The organism is Chryseobacterium sp. 22458 (genome assembly GCF_052044975.1).
In the GTDB taxonomy this organism is placed as follows: Bacteria; Bacteroidota; Bacteroidia; order Flavobacteriales; family Weeksellaceae; genus Chryseobacterium.
Genome location: NZ_JBQEOA010000008.1, coordinates 103,888 through 122,952, shown reverse-complemented (window position 1 = coordinate 122,952; position 19,065 = coordinate 103,888). Strand labels below are relative to the sequence as shown.

Annotated in this window: 24 protein-coding genes and 1 riboswitch; of the genes, 14 read left to right on the top strand and 10 right to left on the bottom strand. The window is 37.2% G+C overall.

The features are described 5' to 3' along the window. Positions 1-140: 140 nt before the first annotated feature. The 3 genes from ACTJJF_RS21080 (at position 141) to ACTJJF_RS21070 (ending at position 4,696) form a co-directional block, all read left to right on the top strand. Positions 141-1,454, top strand: a complete 1,314-nt coding sequence (locus ACTJJF_RS21080; RefSeq protein ID WP_440700924.1) for a T9SS type A sorting domain-containing protein — start codon at positions 141-143, stop codon at positions 1,452-1,454. Positions 1,455-1,576: 122 nt separating this feature from the next. Continuing rightward, positions 1,577-1,752, top strand: a riboswitch (cobalamin riboswitch). Between the two features lie 36 nt (positions 1,753-1,788). Then, positions 1,789-3,615, top strand: a complete 1,827-nt coding sequence (locus tag ACTJJF_RS21075; protein ID WP_440700923.1) for a TonB-dependent receptor plug domain-containing protein — start codon at positions 1,789-1,791, stop codon at positions 3,613-3,615. A gap of 19 nt (positions 3,616-3,634) precedes the next feature. Next, on the top strand, positions 3,635-4,696 hold the full coding sequence (locus tag ACTJJF_RS21070) for a DUF5074 domain-containing protein (RefSeq protein WP_440700922.1): 1,062 nt from the start codon (positions 3,635-3,637) through the stop codon (positions 4,694-4,696). Between the two features lie 164 nt (positions 4,697-4,860). On the opposite strand, the gene ACTJJF_RS21065 is transcribed toward ACTJJF_RS21070, so the two are convergent. The 9 genes from ACTJJF_RS21065 to ACTJJF_RS21025 form a co-directional block, all read right to left on the bottom strand. Further along, complete coding sequence (locus ACTJJF_RS21065) at positions 4,861-6,279, bottom strand: CCA tRNA nucleotidyltransferase (RefSeq protein ID WP_440700921.1); 1,419 nt, start codon at positions 6,277-6,279, stop codon at positions 4,861-4,863. Positions 6,280-6,316: 37 nt separating this feature from the next. Continuing rightward, positions 6,317-6,661, bottom strand: coding sequence for a nuclear transport factor 2 family protein (locus tag ACTJJF_RS21060; RefSeq protein ID WP_440700920.1), 345 nt, complete (start codon positions 6,659-6,661; stop codon positions 6,317-6,319). Positions 6,662-6,768: 107 nt separating this feature from the next. Continuing rightward, positions 6,769-7,317: an L-threonylcarbamoyladenylate synthase gene (locus ACTJJF_RS21055; protein ID WP_440700919.1), complete on the bottom strand. Its 549-nt coding sequence runs from the start codon at positions 7,315-7,317 to the stop codon at positions 6,769-6,771. Between the two features lie 252 nt (positions 7,318-7,569). Next, entirely contained in the window at positions 7,570-7,998 is a 429-nt protein-coding gene (gene tnpA, locus ACTJJF_RS21050; RefSeq protein WP_440700918.1) for an IS200/IS605 family transposase, read from the bottom strand. A gap of 187 nt (positions 7,999-8,185) precedes the next feature. After that, positions 8,186-8,698 carry a DinB family protein gene (locus tag ACTJJF_RS21045; RefSeq protein WP_440700917.1) on the bottom strand — a complete coding sequence of 171 codons (513 nt, stop codon included), beginning with the start codon at positions 8,696-8,698 and terminating at the stop codon, positions 8,186-8,188. 88 nt (positions 8,699-8,786) lie between these two features. After that, positions 8,787-9,233: a GNAT family N-acetyltransferase gene (locus ACTJJF_RS21040; protein ID WP_440700916.1), complete on the bottom strand. Its 447-nt coding sequence runs from the start codon at positions 9,231-9,233 to the stop codon at positions 8,787-8,789. Positions 9,234-9,301: 68 nt separating this feature from the next. Then, entirely contained in the window at positions 9,302-10,441 is a 1,140-nt protein-coding gene (locus ACTJJF_RS21035; protein ID WP_065398850.1) for a cystathionine gamma-synthase, read from the bottom strand. Positions 10,442-10,553: 112 nt separating this feature from the next. Next, positions 10,554-10,877, bottom strand: coding sequence for a gliding motility protein GldC (gene gldC / locus ACTJJF_RS21030; protein ID WP_167023884.1), 324 nt, complete (start codon positions 10,875-10,877; stop codon positions 10,554-10,556). Between the two features lie 31 nt (positions 10,878-10,908). Beyond that, positions 10,909-11,892, bottom strand: a complete 984-nt coding sequence (locus tag ACTJJF_RS21025) for a gliding motility protein GldB (RefSeq protein ID WP_440700915.1) — start codon at positions 11,890-11,892, stop codon at positions 10,909-10,911. Between the two features lie 55 nt (positions 11,893-11,947). On the opposite strand from ACTJJF_RS21025, the gene ACTJJF_RS21020 reads away from it, so the two are divergent. The 8 genes from ACTJJF_RS21020 to ACTJJF_RS20985 all read left to right on the top strand — a co-directional run bounded on the left by ACTJJF_RS21020 (position 11,948) and on the right by ACTJJF_RS20985 (position 16,176). After that, complete coding sequence (locus ACTJJF_RS21020) at positions 11,948-12,088, top strand: hypothetical protein (RefSeq protein ID WP_312305560.1); 141 nt, start codon at positions 11,948-11,950, stop codon at positions 12,086-12,088. Positions 12,089-12,219: 131 nt separating this feature from the next. Next, positions 12,220-12,744: a GNAT family N-acetyltransferase gene (locus ACTJJF_RS21015; protein WP_440700914.1), complete on the top strand. Its 525-nt coding sequence runs from the start codon at positions 12,220-12,222 to the stop codon at positions 12,742-12,744. 36 nt (positions 12,745-12,780) lie between these two features. Next, entirely contained in the window at positions 12,781-13,305 is a 525-nt protein-coding gene (locus ACTJJF_RS21010) for a GNAT family N-acetyltransferase (protein WP_440700913.1), read from the top strand. Between the two features lie 2 nt (positions 13,306-13,307). Further along, positions 13,308-13,838 (top strand): GNAT family N-acetyltransferase, encoded by a 531-nt coding sequence (locus ACTJJF_RS21005; protein ID WP_312305547.1) that lies wholly within the window; start codon positions 13,308-13,310, stop codon positions 13,836-13,838. A gap of 13 nt (positions 13,839-13,851) precedes the next feature. Beyond that, positions 13,852-14,646: an NAD(+) synthase gene (gene nadE / locus ACTJJF_RS21000; protein WP_440700912.1), complete on the top strand. Its 795-nt coding sequence runs from the start codon at positions 13,852-13,854 to the stop codon at positions 14,644-14,646. Positions 14,647-14,675: 29 nt separating this feature from the next. Further along, the gene (locus ACTJJF_RS20995) at positions 14,676-15,191 is read left to right on the top strand and encodes a ribonuclease domain-containing protein (RefSeq protein WP_440700938.1); all 516 of its coding nucleotides are present in this window, start codon (positions 14,676-14,678) and stop codon (positions 15,189-15,191) included. Positions 15,192-15,247: 56 nt separating this feature from the next. Next, the gene (locus ACTJJF_RS20990) at positions 15,248-15,868 is read left to right on the top strand and encodes a Zn-dependent protease (RefSeq protein WP_440700911.1); all 621 of its coding nucleotides are present in this window, start codon (positions 15,248-15,250) and stop codon (positions 15,866-15,868) included. Continuing rightward, positions 15,865-16,176, top strand: a complete 312-nt coding sequence (locus ACTJJF_RS20985) for a barstar family protein (protein ID WP_312305542.1) — start codon at positions 15,865-15,867, stop codon at positions 16,174-16,176. Before ACTJJF_RS20990 ends, ACTJJF_RS20985 begins: the two co-directional genes overlap by 4 nt. A 176-nt stretch (positions 16,177-16,352) precedes the next feature. Here the strand turns inward: ACTJJF_RS20985 and ACTJJF_RS20980 are convergent, their stop codons facing one another. After that, positions 16,353-16,835, bottom strand: coding sequence for a cytidine deaminase (locus tag ACTJJF_RS20980; protein ID WP_065398844.1), 483 nt, complete (start codon positions 16,833-16,835; stop codon positions 16,353-16,355). A 99-nt stretch (positions 16,836-16,934) separates the two neighbouring features. Between ACTJJF_RS20980 and namA the strand changes: the two genes are divergently transcribed. The 3 genes from namA to tssD all read left to right on the top strand — a co-directional run bounded on the left by namA (position 16,935) and on the right by tssD (position 19,010). Next, positions 16,935-17,987, top strand: coding sequence for an NADPH dehydrogenase NamA (gene namA, locus ACTJJF_RS20975; protein ID WP_440700910.1), 1,053 nt, complete (start codon positions 16,935-16,937; stop codon positions 17,985-17,987). A gap of 129 nt (positions 17,988-18,116) precedes the next feature. Then, a complete protein-coding gene (locus tag ACTJJF_RS20970) occupies positions 18,117-18,395 on the top strand; it encodes a DUF2752 domain-containing protein (RefSeq protein ID WP_440700909.1) in 279 nt (92 codons plus the stop codon). 210 nt (positions 18,396-18,605) lie between these two features. Then, positions 18,606-19,010 carry a type VI secretion system tube protein TssD gene (tssD, locus tag ACTJJF_RS20965; RefSeq protein ID WP_312305527.1) on the top strand — a complete coding sequence of 135 codons (405 nt, stop codon included), beginning with the start codon at positions 18,606-18,608 and terminating at the stop codon, positions 19,008-19,010. Positions 19,011-19,065 lie beyond the last annotated feature (55 nt).

Here is a 19,065-nt window from a genome sequence, read left to right as displayed (position 1 = left end):
TTTTTATATTGTTTGTTATCAGTATTTTATGTTTTTAATTCTTTTAAAATTCATGAATTGTGAAAGTCAAATCCTTTCATTTTGGTAAATATAAGATTAATATTGTTTTCAATAATTCCAAATACTAAATATAATAATATATGAGAAAAAGTTACAAAATGTCAATGAAAGTATTGGTTGCTTATTTCTTTCTTAATTTTAATCTGACTGAAGCACAGCTTACGGTAATGGGCCTTGGAAATTATAATGTAGGCTCAGTTTCTGACAGTGGAATCGTGAGTATGCATACCAGTGCCGGCGGAATATATAAATGGACTGCCGCAGGAGGACTCGAACAGATAGGAATGATTTCCAACGGATATCCGGCTGCAGGAAGAACGGTTGTTTCCAATGACGGAAAGAAAATAGCTTCTTCAGTTACCAATACTGCAACAGGCTTTAATGAGATATCAACTTATGATATAGCTACCTCTACATGGGTAAACAGAGGAGGGCTTGTACCTACCGGCTGGGATGGGAGCGTAAGCTCTACATGGGGAATGTCTCCGGACGGAAATACGATTGTAGGACTGGGCTTTCTTACAGCAGCCAATGCACATGCTGTGAAATGGGATGAAACCGGTGGAGTGGTAGATCTGGGAAGTATAGTGCCGGGAAGAAGTTCAAGAGCAAATGCCATCAGTGCCAACGGAATGGTGATCGTAGGATGGCAGGATGAGCCAACAGGTACGAGAAGCGGTGCAAAATGGGTAGACGGAACAGAGACGTTTATTACAGATGGTAACGGGAATAATGTAGGTGAAGCCGGTGGTATTTCTGCTGACGGAAACACGATCATAGGGGCCGGAAATCCTAATCCTTATGTCTGGAATGCAACCAACGGGCTCACTTATATAACGCATCCCAATGCTTCATTCTTTTTCAAAGGAGGGGCTACAGGAATTTCTGCAGACGGTACAAAGGTTATTGGATACTACAGAGCATTCGGAGCACCGCCAATGTCAGGGGAAGGTTTTATCTGGACATCGGAAAGCGGACGTATCAATCTGAATGATTATACAGTGGGATTAGGTATTAATACCAACGGAGTAACGATGGGCCTCCCTCTTGCTATTTCCCAGGACGGAAAGAAAATTGCAGGTATGGGGACTGATTCTTCCAATCAGATGGTTGCTTTTTATCTGGATCTTACCAGCTACCTGTCTACCAAAGAAGCAGTGAAAGATAAAAACATGATCAGTATTTATCCTAATCCGGTTGCTGATGTTCTGTATTTCAAGGGAACAGGAAAAATTGAAAAAGCGGAAATATATAATATGGTCGGGCAAAAAGTGAAAACATTTGATGCTATAGAAGACCGTATCGATGTATCATCTTTATCGAAAGGGGATTATATTCTTCAATACTCAATTAAAAGAGGGCAACAACAGACTTATAAATTCATCAAAAGATAATTTTCATATTAAATACAAGTAGTGGTATGAACAGCTGTTTTCAGTAATGAGAACAGCTGCTCTTTTTATTTATATGGAAAACATAGTGTTTTGGTGGTTTTTGTCTAATACATTTAAAAAACTATCTTTGCAAAAATTTTGGTTTCCAGTATTTTGGAATGAAAAGGGAATCGGGTGAAACTCCCGGACTGTCCCCGCAACTGTAAATCGCAATAGAAATTTCTGTAAAAAACCACTGTGAAAACGGGAAGGTACAGAAAGCGAAAGTCAGGAGACCTGCCGGAATTATAATTTTAAAAAAAACATATTGCTTTCGGAGGAAAAGTAAAAGAATATGGGTATAAAAAGATCTTTAGTACTGTTTTTTTCGTCTTATGGCTGTTTTCTTTTAGCACAGGAGAAGGCCATAGATACTGTTTATGTTTTCGACAATCAGATGAGCAGAGTGAAGCTCTTTCATCCCGTGAAAACCATCCCGGCAGAAGAAGTTGAAAAAAACTCAACCAACCTTTCCGAACTTCTCAGATTTCAATCTCAGGTTTATATTAAAGAAAATGGACGTGGAGCGGTTTCTTCTCCATCTTTCAGAGGAACTACGGCACAGCAGACCGCTTTTGTTTGGAACGGAATCAATATCAACTCTAATTTTTTAGGACAGGGCGATATCAATAATATTGCTGCGTTCGGCTATGACCAGATCGGAATAAAAGCCGGCGGAGGAAGTGTTATCTATGGCAGCGGAGCCATTGGCGGAAGTATTCACCTCAATAATACTCTTGACTTTAATAAAGGTTTTCACGGAGCTCTGTTTTCTGAAGTAGCTTCTTTTAATACCTATAATAACTTTGTGAAAGGTTCTTACAGTAATGATAAGTTCAGTTTTAAGGTTTCGGGAAATTATTCTGTAAGTGAGAATAACTATGAAGTGGATGATATGAAGTTTATTAATACAAATGGACGTTATTACAATACAACCTTCAATGTAGGAGCTTCGTATAAAATAGCTGATGATCATAAAATTTCGTGGCAGAGTCAGTTTTTTGATTCCTCACAGCACTATCCCGTATACGAGGATACGGCAATAAAAACAAAATATGAAACCCAGAGTGTAAGAAGTCTGCTTGCCTGGGACTGGAATAAAACGAAATTCAGCAACTCATTCAAAGCTGCTTATACGGAAGAAAATTTTCAGTATTTCGGTTCCCTGGATTTGCCTAAATCAAGCGGTGGTACCGGAAAAAATTACATCCTGAAAAATGATTTCAATTATTTCCTGAATTCAAAATGGAATATTAACGTGATCGGAGAGTTTCAGGTAAATAAAGGAGAAGGCTATCAGAGCGGAATAAGAAATGTAAGCCGAAATGTAGGGTCTATTGCCGGATTATTGAGATATTTTGCCACAAAAGACTTACGTTTTGAAGGAGGAATAAAAAAAGATTTTGTAGAAGATGTCAACTCTCCGGTGATGTATTCCGTCTCCGGAAAATGGAATGCTGTAAAATGGTATGATGTAAGCTTTAATGTGTCAAAAAACTTCAGATATCCGTCATTTAATGATATTTATTATGAGCCGGGAGGAAACAAGGATTTAAAACCGGAAACTTCTACTCAGGCAGATATGACCCATGAATTTAAAATAGGAGCCTTCAGGCTTACGCTGTCTCCTTACTATATGGGAGCCACTAACCTTATTGCCTGGTTGCCGACCGCTATGGGATATTGGCAGGCTTTTAATATCAGTAAAACAGAATCTTACGGGTTGGAATCCCAGTTGTCTTTTAACAAGCAATTCGGTAGTCATAAGTTTAAAGCAAATGTAGGTTATTATTATACAAGATCTATTGATAAAGAAACCCAGAAGCAGAGACCTTATGTTCCGATGCACAGAGGAGTGGCCAACATTGATTATGAATATGGCTTTTTAAAATTCTTCGCACAAGGACAATTGAATGGATTAACGTATACTGATGCTGATGAACATAGAATGACAGCTATTGATCCTTACTTTATTTTAAATGCCGGCATTTCAGCTACAGTTTTGAAAAAGTATACCTTAGGACTTAAAGTAAATAATATAACAGATACTTATTATAAAACTGTTGCTTTTTATCCTTTACCTAAAAGAAACTATAGTATTTATGCAGCAATCAATTTTTAAAAATTAAAATTAATATATTATGAGAATAACTAGGTTTTTAACTGTATTATTCGCCTTCGCACTACTATTTAATATATCATGTAGCAGCGACAGCATTACTTTTGATGAGTCACCAATCACTTATCAGAACGGATATTTTATTGCCAATGAAGGAAACTTTAATTCTTACGGAGCGAATATTATGTTCCTTACGAGAGATCTGTCTCTTAAGCAAGATAATATCTATGCTTATAACAATGGTTCTACTGAACCGTTAGGTGATGTGCTTCAGACCATTGCTTTTAATGGAAATAATGCCTATCTGGTAATGAACAATTCTAATAAGATTGTGATTGTAGACCGTTTTACCTTTAAAAAAGTAGGAGAGATTAAAGAGCAGCTGAATAACCCAAGAGGTATTGCTTTTGCCAATGGGTTTATTTATGTTGTAAATAATAATTTAAATGTTGGAGGCGCTAAAAGTGTTACAAAGTATAAAATCTCTGACAAATCGTTTGTAAAGAAAATTGACTTTACAGAGAGCATAGACAAAGTGGTAGAAGCCGGAGGAAATATTTTTGTTCAGAATGCTACTTTTGGATACGGAAATAAAATTACCTATATCAATACTTCCACAGACGCAACGACAGAAATTTCAATTCCAAACGGAGATATCAACAGAACCATTTCTTACAACTCTGATGTTTACACTATTTCCGCAACAACAACAGATTCTTATATCTATAAAATTTCAAGCACGGGGGCTTTAACACCTGTTATAACATTAACCGGGATTGCTAATGGGACGAATCTTCAGATTGATAACGATAAGTTCTATTTCAGTTCTGCCAATAAAGTATATACTACAAGTGTGAAAAACCCAACGGTTCCTAGCAGCCCATTATTAACTGCTGCTGATGGTGGACTTTATTATACATTATATGGATTTAGTGTTATTGACGGAAGAATTTTTGCTTCAAATGTTAAAGAATTCCAATCCAATAGTGAATTAAAAATATATTCAGCAACTTCAGGGGCTGAAATTTACACTATTAAGGACACTGGAGGCCGAGGAGCTAATGGAGTATTTTTAAATCAATAATACTTGTACTGCAAGCAATGAAAATATAATTTTTTATTTTTTTTCATCATTTGTGTTTTTTTCCGGCCGGTTTCGAAGAAACCGGCCGGCTTTGTTTCCAATGGAAACAAAGAGCCCGGCGGGATGGAACATCCCGCCGGGCTCTTATTATATTCAATAAAGATTTAAATTGTCAATCCCAGTTTTCCCGCTTCAGCAATCACAAATTTCGTAGCTTCTTCCTTTTCATTAGGAATCTCACCTTCCAGAATTGCCTCCTTTACCTTCTCTTTCAGAATCCCGATTTCACGGCCAGGCTTAAGATTAAACATAGCCATAATCTCCTCTCCGGTAATAGGGGGCTGGAAATTCCTTACCTGATCCTTTTCTTCTACTTCCTTGATCTTTACCGCTACATATTCAAAATTCTTTTTGAACTTTTCTTGTTTTCTAGAGTTTTTGGTTGTAATATCAGCCTTGCAAAGCGTAAAAAGATCCTCAAGATTTTCCCCGGCATCGAATAAAAGTCTTCTCAAGGCAGAATCCGAGGCATCATCCGTAATCAGAGCGATAGGGCGGGAGGAAAGCTTTACCATTTTCTGAACATATTTCATATCACTTCCCAATGGCAGTTTCAGGCGCTGGAAAAGAGTTTTTACCATTTTTGAACCTAGAAATTCATGCCCGTGGAAAGTCCAGCCTGTACCTTCCACAAACTTTTTCGTAGGAGCTTTTCCAATGTCATGGAGTAAAGCAGCCCAACGAAGCCAAAGATTATCAGTGTTCTCAGAAATATTGTCAACAACTTCCAGTGTATGGTAGAAATTATCTTTATGAGTCTGCCCTTCAACCTCTTCTACACCTTTTAGTTCGATCAGTTCAGGAATCACCAGCTTCAGAAGCCCCGTTTGCTCCATCAGCTTTAAGCCTATAGAAGGCTTTGAAGACATCATGATCTTGTTAAATTCTACCATGATCCTTTCCATAGAAACAATCTTGATTCTTTCTGCTTCCTGCTTGATTGCTTGCAGAGACCCTTCTTCAATAGTGAAATGTAAAGTAGAAGCAAAACGTACGGCTCTCATCATCCTTAACGGATCATCGGAATACGTCTGGGCAGGTTCAAGCGGAGTTCTTAAAATTTCTTTTTCGAGGTCTTCAATCCCATTGAAAGGATCGATGAGGTCACCGAAATTATCTTTATTTAAAGAGATAGCCATTGCATTGATGGTAAAATCTCTTCTCTTCTGATCATCTTCCAGGCTGCCACCTTCCACTTCAGGTTTTCTGCTGTTTTCCGTATAACTTTCTTTTCTGGCCCCTACAAACTCCAGCTCAAGATCTTTATATTTGATCATAGCTGTTCCGTAAGTTTTGAAAACGGAAACTTTTAATTTAGGATCAATATCCTGAGCAACATTCTGAGCCAGCTCAATACCGCTTTGTTCCGTCACAAAATCGATATCTGTGGATGCTTTTCTTTTCATCAGAAGATCACGTACATATCCGCCTACAATATAAACAGACTGATTGTTCCTTTCCGCAGCTTCAGAAATGATTTTGAAAAGTTTTAAATTTTTATTTTGGTTAAGATTAATTTTCATCGTTAATAATAGTGTCAAGTTCTACCCATGCAGTTCATTAATCATAATGAGCATACATTCTGTTAATTTTCCCTTCCTCATCAAAAAACATAACCTCTACGGCATGCTTATCCATAATAGATTTATAAAATAATGCTACGGAATCTACTCCTGCTGTAGAACGGATCAGATCAAAATGAAGATCCGGAAATTTATCCAGCGCCTTTTTCCAGTATTCACGGATGGCTTCCTTTCCCTGTAAAGAGCTTTCTTTACCACCTGTAGCCAAGGCTATCATAGGAGTTGTGATTTCAATGTCTTCAGAATAATGAGAAAGGATATTCTCCAAATCATGAGAATTCCATGCATTTACCCATATCTGAGCAAAATCCTGATGATTCATAGCATATATTTTATGAGTTGAGTGTGCAAAGATAAAACTAAAAAAAAGAAATCCTGCCGATATAACCAGGCAAGACTCCGAAAAATAAACAGATTGATACAGAATTCTTATTCTCTGAGAACCTTTATCCTGTTATCACTCCATATTTTGATTACCGAAGAACCTGAATATTTTGAAACTTTTTCCCTGTCTTCTTCCACAGCATAATCTACAAGTTTTACCATTTCTTCTGAAATATCAGAAAACTTCAACGGGCTTTTCTCTCCACTGAAATTAGCAGAAGTGGAAACCAGAGGCCTGTTCAGTTTGGATATAAGCTTTTTACAGAAATCATTTTTCACAAGGCGGATTCCAATGCTTCCGTCTTCAGCAAGAAGTTCTTTAGGCAAACCTCTTGGTTTTTCATAAACAATAGTCACCGGTTTTTCACTCAGATCAATGATCTCCCATGCCATTTCAGGAACATCTACCAGATCCTGAAGTCTTTTCTCAGACTCTACGAGAATGATCATGGATTTGTTCTTTTCACGCTTTTTAATGTCAAAAATTTTATTGACAGCTTCTATATTGGTCGCATCACAACCAATTCCCCAGATTGTATCTGTAGGGTAAAGAATCGTTCCGCCGGATTGTAATATTTCGATAATGTGTTCCATATTTTTATACCATTCAAATCACTCAGTAAAGGTAGATAATCTGTGAATTTTAGACAAAAAAATGCGTTATAAATACGATGGTGGTATAGGTTTGGGCTAAACCAATGGAACATATGTTTTAAAAAAAACGGTTTAGCCCGTTCCTATTAATGTTTTCCGATTGAAATAGTAAAGATGTTTGCTTTATTCAATAGAAATGGGCTTTAGCCCATTTAACAAAAAATAAAAAAATCATCCGGCTTTAGCCAAAACTTACATTTTAAAATTATATTTTTCTATAAATTCCTGATATTCATCGGTAAAACTTTTTTTCTGGTGGTGCTTTTCCTGGTTTTTAATATAGTTTCTCACCGAATCCACTACTGATTCTGAAACAGAAACAGCAAAATACTCATCCTGCCAGGAAAATTTTTCTTTTGTGAGTTTGTTTTTATTAATCCAATAGGAAGATTCACCTTTTAATAATTGTACAACTTTTTCAATATTCTGATCAGAACCAAGAGAAATCAAACAGTGGCAATGGTCGGAATATCCATTGATCATGTCTAAGAATATTCCTTTTTCCGTAGCATACTCCTTAATGTGTTTCCATACTTTAATCCGTAAATCAAATGTATTAAGAAAAGGGTTCCTATTTTTTGTTGAGAAAACAAAATGGATATAAATTTTGATAAAAGACATTTGTGTTATTTTTATCAAAAATAATATTTTTTTAATAGGTTTTGGCTAAAGCCAATGGAATGTATGTTTAAAAGAAAAACGGGCTAAAGCCCGTTCCTATTGATGTACTCCTACTCTGAATAGGAATATAATATTTTTATCATAGAATGTTTATCTTATTCAATAGAAATGGGCTTTAGCCCATTTATTACATGAACCCCAATTTCGATAAATACCTCTCCTCAATAATATTCAGGTGATGATAATTATGGCCCACAATAAGCTTCCCGATGGTTTCTACGGAAATTTCATGGCCATTGGCAATACCTTTGTTTTGTAAAGCGGAAGGACGAAGGTTTTCCAAAAGGACCTCAGAAGATTTTCTGACCAGTTTATACTCTTCTAATAGAGATTTCAGGCTTCTTTCCTCTGCAAAAGACTGATCGGCATATTCATTTTCATCAAATCCAGGAAGGTTATTTTTATCACCTCTTGCAAAGGCAAGGATCCGGTATTGAAAAACTCTTTCCGTATCGGATAAATGTAATAGCAATCCTTTCAATGTCCATTTTCCTTCGGCATAGGCAAATCCGGACTGTTCTTCAGTAAGGTTAGCATAAATCCCGGTTGTTTTCTCTCCCGAAATTTTTAATTGCTCCAGCCAGTTTCCTGAAGGAATCTGATCTAAATATCTTTGAATGTATTTCTGAAAATCTGTCATATTGTTTGTGTTATAGGTTGTTAGGTTTTCGTGATGCGGGTTAAGTGATTCAAGTATAAATTATTACTCATTAATAATTACCCATTACTTATGAATTGCTCCACTCATAGAAGTTTACCGAATCATAGAGTTCAAAACCGCATGCAGGATACAGCTGATTTCCGATGTCATTGCTTTTTCCTGTTTCCAGAAGGATACCGCAGGCTTTTGATGACCGGCACAGATCTTTAGATTCTTCAATCAGTGCTTTTGAATACCCTTTTCCTCTGTGATCCTGGTTGACGTATAAATCATTGAGTAGCCAGTAACGCTGCATTCTTGTAGATGAAAATATGGGGTAGAGCTGTACAAATCCTGCAAGGTTACCATTCTCTTCTGCAACAAAAATTTCAGAGTCTTTATTCTCAATCCTTTCTCTGAGAAAATTTTCTGCTGCTTGAAGATCAGATTCTTTATGGTAAAATATTCTGTACTGATCAAATAATTCAGCCAGTTGAGGAAGATCGGCTGAAGTGGCTTTTCTGGTATTTTTCATGTTTAGTTTGTGGTGATAAGAAAAAATGAGAAGAATTAATCAATCCTTCTCATTTCATGTATTGTATATTAAGAAAAAGCTTTCTCAAGATCTGCAATAAGATCTTCTGCATCTTCAATACCAACGCTTAAACGTACCAGATCATCGGTAATGCCCAATTCAGCACGTTTTTCAGCAGGAATAGAAGCATGGGTCATTAAGGCCGGATGATTCGCTAAAGATTCCACACCTCCTAAAGATTCTGCCAAAGTAAACACTCTTACTTTTTCTAAAAACTTGATTGCATCTTCTTTTTTTCCGGATTTGAAAGTGAATGAAACCATTCCTCCCGATTCCTTCATCTGAGATTTTGCCAGTTCATATTGAGGGTGAGATTCCAATCCTGGGTAGATTACTTTATCCACTGCAGGATGAGATTCAAGGTATTTTGCTACGGCAAGACCGTTGTCAGAGTGTCTCTGCATTCTTAAGGCCAGTGTTTTGATCCCTCTTAATACCAGATAAGAATCGTGAGGTCCTAAAATACCACCGCTTGCAAACTGAATGAAGTGAAGTTTTTCTCCCAGTTCAGCATCTTTGGCTATAAGAGCTCCGGCAATAACGTCAGAGTGCCCGCCAAGATATTTCGTTGCAGAGTGCATTACAATATCGGCTCCCAGATCAATAGGTCTCTGGATATAAGGAGTAGCAAAAGTATTGTCTACTGCTACTAAAATATCTTTTCCTTTGGCAATTTCCACTACAGCTTTGATGTCCACCAGCTTCATCAATGGGTTAGTTGGAGTTTCCACCCAGATCAGTTTGGTTTTATCTGTAATCACATCTGCAATTTTAGACACATCATCAAAATTGATGAAAGTGAATTTCAGCTGATACTTCTCAAAAAGTCTGGTAAACATTCTGTAAGTACCTCCGTAAAGATCATCTACAGCAATCACTTCATCACCTGGGTTCAATAGTTTCAAAACACAGTCGATGGCAGCAAGTCCGGACCCGAAAGCCAGACCTCTCGCTCCGTTTTCAATACTTGCCAGAGAATCTTCCAATGCCTGTCTTGTAGGATTGGCAGCTCTTGAATATTCATATCCGGAATGTACGCCCGGGCTTTTTTGTGCAAACGTAGAGGTCAAAAATACAGGAACATTTACAGAACCTGTTGCAGACTCATGATGCTGCCCTCCGTGAATTACTTTAGTATTAAAATTCATAATATTTTATAATTTACCAATCTAAGCATCTAACAGTGTACCAATGTTTCTTTGTTTTAAAAATTGTTACATGGGTATCCCGATACATTCTTATATTGAATAGGTTACATTTTTATTTGATTGCCGATTTTACTGCAAATTCTTCTGCGATCTCTTCCATCCACTGTGCTACATCTTCTTCTCCGGTAGCTCTCTGATACGTGCTTCCTAAAGAAATTAAAATCTGGTGGATAAACATTTTCATCTGGTCTACAGGCATTTCTTTAGTCCAAAGATCAATTCTCAGAGCCTCTTTTGTCTTATCATCCCAAACGGAAATCATTGTTGCTTTGGTTTCTTCCTTTTCAATTCCTCCGTCCTGTGCATTCCAGGTGATGTTTTCAGGAACGTGGTTTTCATCCAGCTCTACATCTATCGTAATCTGAGTCTTTCTCATTTTTTCTATTTTTCTAATTCTAAATTTTCTATTATTTAAGTTTCGGTTTATAACCGGACTGATTAAATATGGTGGTTGCATCCATTTTCAGAAAATCAGTCAGTTTTGTTTCCGGTTTTTCTTTAAGGTAGGCTTTGCAGATCTGCCATCCTGTAAAAATTCCGATTTGTGGTGATGACTCATTATCAATTTCTGTATAGAACTTTGAAAATGGCCCCGGTGCAATAAAACGTTCACCTAATCGAGGATCATCTCCGAAAATCAAATTGCTTTCTACAAAATAATTCCAAATGTTGGCTTCATTAGCTTTCGCCCATTCGTATTGCTTCTGTGTATAATTCATTTTCAGATAATCCGGGAAATCAGGAAGAAAAGCATCCTGAAGAATCATCACTTTTCCGTTCAGAATGATCTGATCAATGAATTTCTGATGGTCGGGAGATTCCGTAACAATGTTTTCCGCAAAAAGCTGTGAAACCTTAGGAACAATATTCTGAGGATTCATTGATTTCTGAAAGTATAATTCCAATCCTTTGTAATGGGCATTTCCATCTCCCATAAAGCCTGTAACATCTATAAATAGAAGGTTGCCTTTCTGATCATAAAAGATAGGGTCCTGAATCATTTGCAATGCAGATGAAAACAGATACACTTTGGGACTTTTAAACTTCGGGAAGTAATAATTAATATGTGAAAATAAACTCTGAAGCTCGTTTTGAAGCTTAGCTTGATCTATTTTACCGATGGCTTCCTTGTAGATTTTTATTTCTTCAGCATCAGCTCTTCTTTTTCCGAAATCAGCATCAGAGACACTTCCTTGAAACCATGGGAATTTAGCTTTAAATTGCTCCAACGGAACATTCTGGTCATAGAATTCTTTGGAAATATCTGTCATCTCCACTTTTTCAGCAGGGGATTTTACCTCTACCTTCCATTGGTTTTCAGATTCTTTTTGACAGGAATTCAGGCCTGCAACTAAAATAGAAGAAAGTGCGATATATCTAAAAATCTTCATTATTTTTACATGGATTTTAAGTTTACAAAAATAAGGATTAAATAAACAATATGGGATGAAAATTAAAATATTTGCAGCACTCAGCCTTATTTATGGACTTCTCTTTTTCTACAGACAAAAACCTGTATTTAAAGATAAAAACTTTGAAAAAGCAATCCTTGAAAACTTGGATCAGAACAAGAATGGAATACTGTAACCTTGGGAGATGAACAGGATATTGAATCTGTTCCTGACTCATGAAAGGATCATTTCTGCAGATGACCTGAGCCTTTTTAAAATGTATAAAACAGATGTAATCATTTTAGCACCGAATAACAAACTGATAATATGAAAATAGAAACCAAAAGACTGATTTTAAGAGAACTTGAAGACTCTGATTTTGAACGCATGTTCCTGATGGATTCTGATCCTGAAGTAATGAAATATATTGGCGTTCCTCCATTGACGGACATCAATGAATCAAAAGAAGTGATCAGAATGATCCGGAAACAATATGAAGAAAACGGAGTAGGAAGACTGGCCGTGGTTGAAAAAGAAAGCGGTCTGGTAATAGGATGGAGCGGATTGAAATTATTGACAAAAGAAGTAAATGGCTATCAGAACGTACTGGAACTTGGCTATCGTTTTATCCCTGAATCCTGGGGAAAAGGCTATGCCATGGAATCCGGAGTGGCTTCTCTTGAATATGGTTTTAATGAACTGAATGCTGAGGCCATTTATGCATATGCCCACTCAGAACATGATGCTTCCAACCATATTTTAAAAAAGTTAGGATTTCAGAAAACAAGTGAGTTTGAAGAACCTGACGGTATTTGCTTTTGGTACGAACTGAAACGTGAAAAATTTATTTAATATCCGTGAATTAACTTAAAATAGAAAATAAAACCAATGATACTGGAAACAAAAAGATTGATTTTAAGAAAGCTTGAAGATGCTGATTTTGAAAGATTGTTCCTGATGGATTCTAATCCAGAAGTGATGGAATATTTGGAAACTCCTGCAACAACGGTTGAAGATTCAAAAAAGATGATCAGGACAATTCAGAAGCAATATGAAGAAAATGGAGTGGGAAGACTGGCTGTTATTGAAAAAGAGAGCGGTTTGATGATAGGATGGAGTGGTTTAAAACTTCTGAGACAACCTGTCAATGGATATGTTAATACATTAGATCTTGGCTATCGTTTCATTCCTGAATTTTGGGGAAAAGGATATGCCTGGGAAGCGGCAAAAGCTTCTTTGAATTATGGTTTCAGAACATTAAATGCTGAGACTATTTATGCTTATGCTAATACCGGAAATACTGGTTCCAATCATATTTTAAAAAGGCTTGGCTTTGAAAATAAAGGCGAGTTTGAAGACTCTGATGAAAAATGTTTCTGGTATGAACTGAAACGTGAAAACTATATTGAATAAAGATGATAACAATAAGACAGGAAGAAGAAAAAGACCATCAGCAGGTTTTTCAGCTTACTGAAGAAGCATTCCGGGAAATGGAGCATAGTGACCATCAGGAACAGTTCCTTGTTGAGAAGCTTAGAAAATCTGATGCTTTTATTCCGGAATTGTCATTGGTGGCAGAAGAAAATGGAAAAATTGCAGGTCACATCCTGTTTACAAAAATAAAAATTGTCAACGGTTCAGAATCTTTTGAATCATTGGCCTTAGCTCCTGTTTCCGTGAAACCGGAATTTCAGAATCAGGGACTTGGAGGAAGATTGATCACGGAAGGACATCGTATTGCAAGAGAATTGGGATACCAGTCGGTCATCCTGATCGGACATGAAAAATATTATCCGAGGTTTGGTTACGAAAAAACAAGTAATTTTGGGATCTCTTTTCCGTTTGAGATTCCGGAAGAAAACGGTATGGCAGTGGAACTGGTAAAAGACGGATTAAACAATATAAAAGGGATCGTAAAGTATCCTGAAGAATTTGGAATAGATTAAAAAAATATAAACGATGCAGACACAAAAAGTGATAAATCATATCGTAGGATGGTTAAAAGATTATGCTACAAAAGCCAGAGTGAACGGATATGTAATAGGAGTTTCCGGAGGCGTGGATTCCGGAGTGGTTTCCACACTGGCAGCAATGACCGGCCTGAAAACATTATTGATAGAAATGCCGATTCGTCAGAAAGCAGATCAGGTAGACCGTGCAAAAGACCATATGAACGATCTGAAATCAAGGTTTCCTAATGTAGAAATCATGTCCGTAGATCTTACACCTGCCTTTGAAGAACTTTATAAAACCTTCGATGTAAAGGATGATCTGTATCCTAACGAAAAACTGGCTTTTGCGAATACAAGATCCCGTCTGAGAATGCTTACCCTGTATTATTACGGGCAGCTGAACGGGCTTTTGGTATGCGGAACAGGAAATAAAGTAGAAGATTTCGGAATCGGATTTTATACAAAATACGGCGATGGCGGAGTAGATGTTTCCCCGATCGCAGATCTTTATAAAACAGAAGTATACACCCTTGCCAAAGGTCTGAACCTGATCAAAAGCATCCAGGAAGCCATTCCGACAGACGGACTTTGGGATGTGGACAGAACCGATGAACAGCAGATTGGTGCCACTTATCCCGAACTTGAAAAAATTCAGAAAGAATACGGTACCAAAACAGCCGAAGACTATGAAGGAAGAGATAAGGAAGTATTTCTGATCTTCGACAGGATGCACAAAGCAGCCAGACATAAAATGGAACCTATCCCGATCTGTGATATTCCTGAAGAATGGAGAGAAGGGTAAAAAGTCTGTAAATTGTTACTTAAAATATGATGAACAGTAAAATAAGAGCTGTGCTTTTTATGTGCCTGGGACTTCTTTTCGGAATGTCTGTGATGTATGTCTACAAGAATTTTATTGAAGACAAAAAAGATCAGTCAGATCCAAAGACGGAAGCTATACAATACGGCCGTACCTCTACAGATAATCAACATAGTGCCGGAACTTCTGCCACACAGGTTTCGATTGATGAATTAACGGAAGAACGAAAAGTGATCAGCTATGTAAAACAGAATCATCAGCTGCCGGATTATTATATCACCAAGAACGAAGCCAGAAAACAGGGATGGAACCCTTCAAAAGGTAACCTTTGTGAGGTGCTGCCGGGAAAAGCTATCGGAGGAGATAAATTCGGAAACAGGGAAGGAAGGCTGCCGGGCGGAGAAAAGTACTTTGAAGCAGATGTCAACTATCATTGTGGCGGAAGAAATGCAGACCGTATCATCTTTACAAGAAACGGCGATGTATACCTTACCAAAAACCACTATAAAAGCTTCGAAAAACAGTAATAATCATTGCAGGGAACGGAATGACCGATAATAAGCTATAAATTACGATAAGAACTTTGATAATTAGAAACACTTTTTACCTTTCATCAGTTTTCTTTCTGACGCTATCGTGTTCAGAAAAAAAAGAGGTAAAGAAAGAAATAGAAAAACCGCCTGTAACCATACTTATACAGCCGTTCAAAGATATAAAACCCGGTACCGTAGAGAAAGTAACAGAAGGAATAAAGAAAGTATATCCGAATGTAAAAGTTCTGAGCGTAATAGACTTCCCTGAAAATACTTATTATAAAGAAAGAAACCGCTACAGAGCAGATTCGATCATTAAATTTTTAAACGGCAGAACAAAAGATGGTTTTGTAACCATTGGCTTAACTTCAAAAGATATCAGCGCTACCAGAGGTAAGATCAGAGATTTTGGCATTATGGGACTTGGATACAGACCCGGAAGAGCCTGCGTTGCTTCAGAATACAGGCTGAGCAGAAAAAATACAGATGAGCAGTTTTACAAAGTAGCGATTCACGAACTTGGTCATACACAAGGGCTGCCACATTGCCCTGAAAAAATGTGTTTTATGAGAGATGCAGAAGGTAAGAATCCCACCGATGAAGAAACGGACTTCTGCCGGAAATGCAAAACTTTTTTAATCAACAAAAATTGGAAATTTAGTTCAATATGAAGACAGTATATATCGATTTTACAGACATCGGCGATTACGAAGATTTTTACGCCCAGTTAAAGGAAAAAATTCAGTTGCCGGAACACTTCGGAGATAATCTGGATGCCCTTTCTGATACCATTACAGGAGATCTTGAAATGCCCCTTCACCTGGAATTCGTCAATATGACCGTAGATCAGCTGGAAATTTTTGAAGATCTGCTGACCACCCTGGAGGATGCTGAAGAAGAAGTGGAAGACTTTACTTTCAGCTATTATCTTGAGCAGTACGAAGATGATGAGGATGACGAAGTAGAATCTGAAGAATAACAAAAAAACAAAGCTGTTTCCGGGATGGAAGCAGCTTTGTTTTTTTGTTAAATTTTGTTAGGAATCTTGATATGTGTTTAGCTATACATCCATCAATAAAAATAACTCTGCATAATTACTGAAACTATGTATCTATGCGGTTTAAAAACAATTATTACCCATTCAATTTTTCGTTCTTATAAGAATGTAGAATCAAAATAAAAAGGCAGCAGATCCTTCACAGCATGTACCTTTACCACCTCTTCATTCATGCTGGAAAAATAGAGGTCAATGTTTTCATTCTGTTTGGTTTCGTACTCTATTAAGCTCTGGCGACAGGCTCCACAAGGTGGAATAGGAGGGTTTTTCTCATGAAATTCCTTAGGACCGCCTACTACGAAAATCTTTTTTACTTTCACATCAGGGAAGTTGGCAGCAACCCAGAACAACGTTGTTCTTTCAGCACAAAGTCCAGACGGGAAAGCTGCATTTTCCTGATTGTTCCCGGAATAGATTTCTCCGTTTTCCAACAGCACTGCACATCCCACGAAAAACTGTGAGTAAGGAGCATATGCATTCTCACGGGCTTCTTTGGCTTTTTCAAATAATTTTTTCTCTATATCGCTCAGCTCGCTGCTATTCTTAAAATATTCGTAACTGATCTGTATGTCTTTTTTCATATATTGTAGACTAAAAAAGGGGGGTAAAATTAGTTCTTTTTAATGAAGTGGGCAATATTTTATTCTTCCTGAGCAAAGTTTAATTTTTTAAAAGATAAAATGTTATATACACCAATACAATTCAGAAATGTAGAGTTAAAAAACCGGTGGGTAATGTCTCCTATGTGCATGTATTCCTGTGAGAACGGGCTTGCCAATGACTTTCATTTCGTTCATTACGGAAGCAGGGCACAGGGCGGAACGGGTTTGATCGTAGTGGAAGCTGCAGGAGTAGAACCGAGAGGCAGAATTACAAACCATTGTATGGGAATCTGGAATGATGAGCAGGCAGAGAAACTACAGAAAATTGTAGAATTTGTTCATAATAATTCAGAAAGTAAAATAGGAATCCAGCTGGCTCATGCAGGAAGAAAAGGCTCCACCTGGAATAATCAGCAGATTTCCCTGGAAGAAGGCTGGGAAACCGTAGCACCAAGCCCAATTCCTTATCATCCGTCAGAAAGAATTCCTCATGTGCTGAGTACGGATGAGATCAAAGGTCTTGTTCTGGATTTTAAAAAAGCAGCCGGAAGAGCTGTAAAGGCAGGTTTTGATATCATTGAAATTCATGGAGCCCACGGATATCTCATTCATCAGTTTTTGTCACCGTTATCCAATATCAGGACCGATGAATACGGAGGAAGCTTTGAAAACAGAATCAGGTTTCTACTTGAGATCGTAGATGCAGTCAATGAAGAACTTAATGAAAACACCGCTCTTTTTGTAAGAATTTCCGGAACGGAATATGCTGAAAACGGTTGGGACATTCAAAGCAGTGTAGAACTCGCAAAAGTTTTAAAAGAACATTCTGTTGATCTGGTAGATGTATCCAGTGGAGGAAATATTCACGGTGCAAGAATCTCCGTTTTCGATGGCTATCAGGTACCTTTTTCTTCGCAGGTACGGAATGAAGCTGAGGTGAAAACCGGAGCAGTTGGCTTAATTACAGAAGTGGGCCAGGCCGAAGAGATCCTTCAGAATGGCGATGCCGATCTGATCTTCGTTGCGAGGGAAATTCTGAGAAATCCATATTTGGCAGTTCAGGGGTCATTTGAAAAGCAAGAAGACTGTTTCTTTCCCCATCAGTATACAAGAGCAAAGATTTCCTCATAAATTATTTGAGTCCGGATTAGAGTAAATGGCTGGAAGCAGGAAGAAAGAAGCTGGAGGTTACTTTTAGTTATTTAAAATCAATTGATTATTGTCTGGTTAACATTGGATTAAATTATAAAACCATAAAAAATGAAAGTGGAAGACTTTATGCTGACCTGCCCCAGTAAGAAATTTCTGGGTGTTGAATGCCTTGGGTGTGGTGCTCAGAGAGCAGTCGTTCTCGTTTTTGAAGGGAAATTCTCTGAAGCGTTTTATCTATATCCGGCTGTATATACTTTGTTGTTGTTCTTTTTTACCCTGGGGATAAGCTTTATTGACAGGAAAAGAAAATACAGCAGTATTTTGTTGGGTATGGCAGTGGTCAACCTCATTATTATGGTTGTTGCCTATGCTTATAAACATTATTGATTCATTACCAGTGATTTATATCTGTTGATACTGGAATCATTTTTAAATGAAAAAATAAACGGAACAGTGATCAGATCCCGGAATTGTCGTAGAACTACTACAATTTCTTAAACTGTTGTCCAAAAACTTTTAAAATTAGAACATGTAGTCTATCTTTGTTTTATAATCGTATATACGGAAACAATCATTAAAGATTAAAATGTAAGAAAAATGGCAGGAAATTCAAGAGGAATCTTAAAATTCAATGGAGGAGAAGGTCAGAAATTATTAAAACTTAACTACAGTGTATCAAGAGCTACAGATGTTTCAGGACGTGTAGCATCTGATCCGTCAAATGCATTGGTTAAAGTAACGATCGAAGCAACAGAAAAATCTGATGTACTGGAAAGTTTACTTAACAGTAAATATAAGCCTACAACAGGAGAAATTACTTTCAATAAATCTCACGAAGAAGGAACACTGATCTCTTTAAAATGGGAGAACGGATATGTGATCCAGCATGAAGTAGACTTTGATGCTATAGACAGCAATAATATGCTGATCAGTTTTGTAGTAAGCGCAGAAAGCATTACTTACGGAAACTCATTCTATGAAGGACTTTGGCCTTTAAGCTAAGTCTTCTGAACTACAATATAAAAAGACTGTCCTTATAAGACGGTCTTTTTTTACC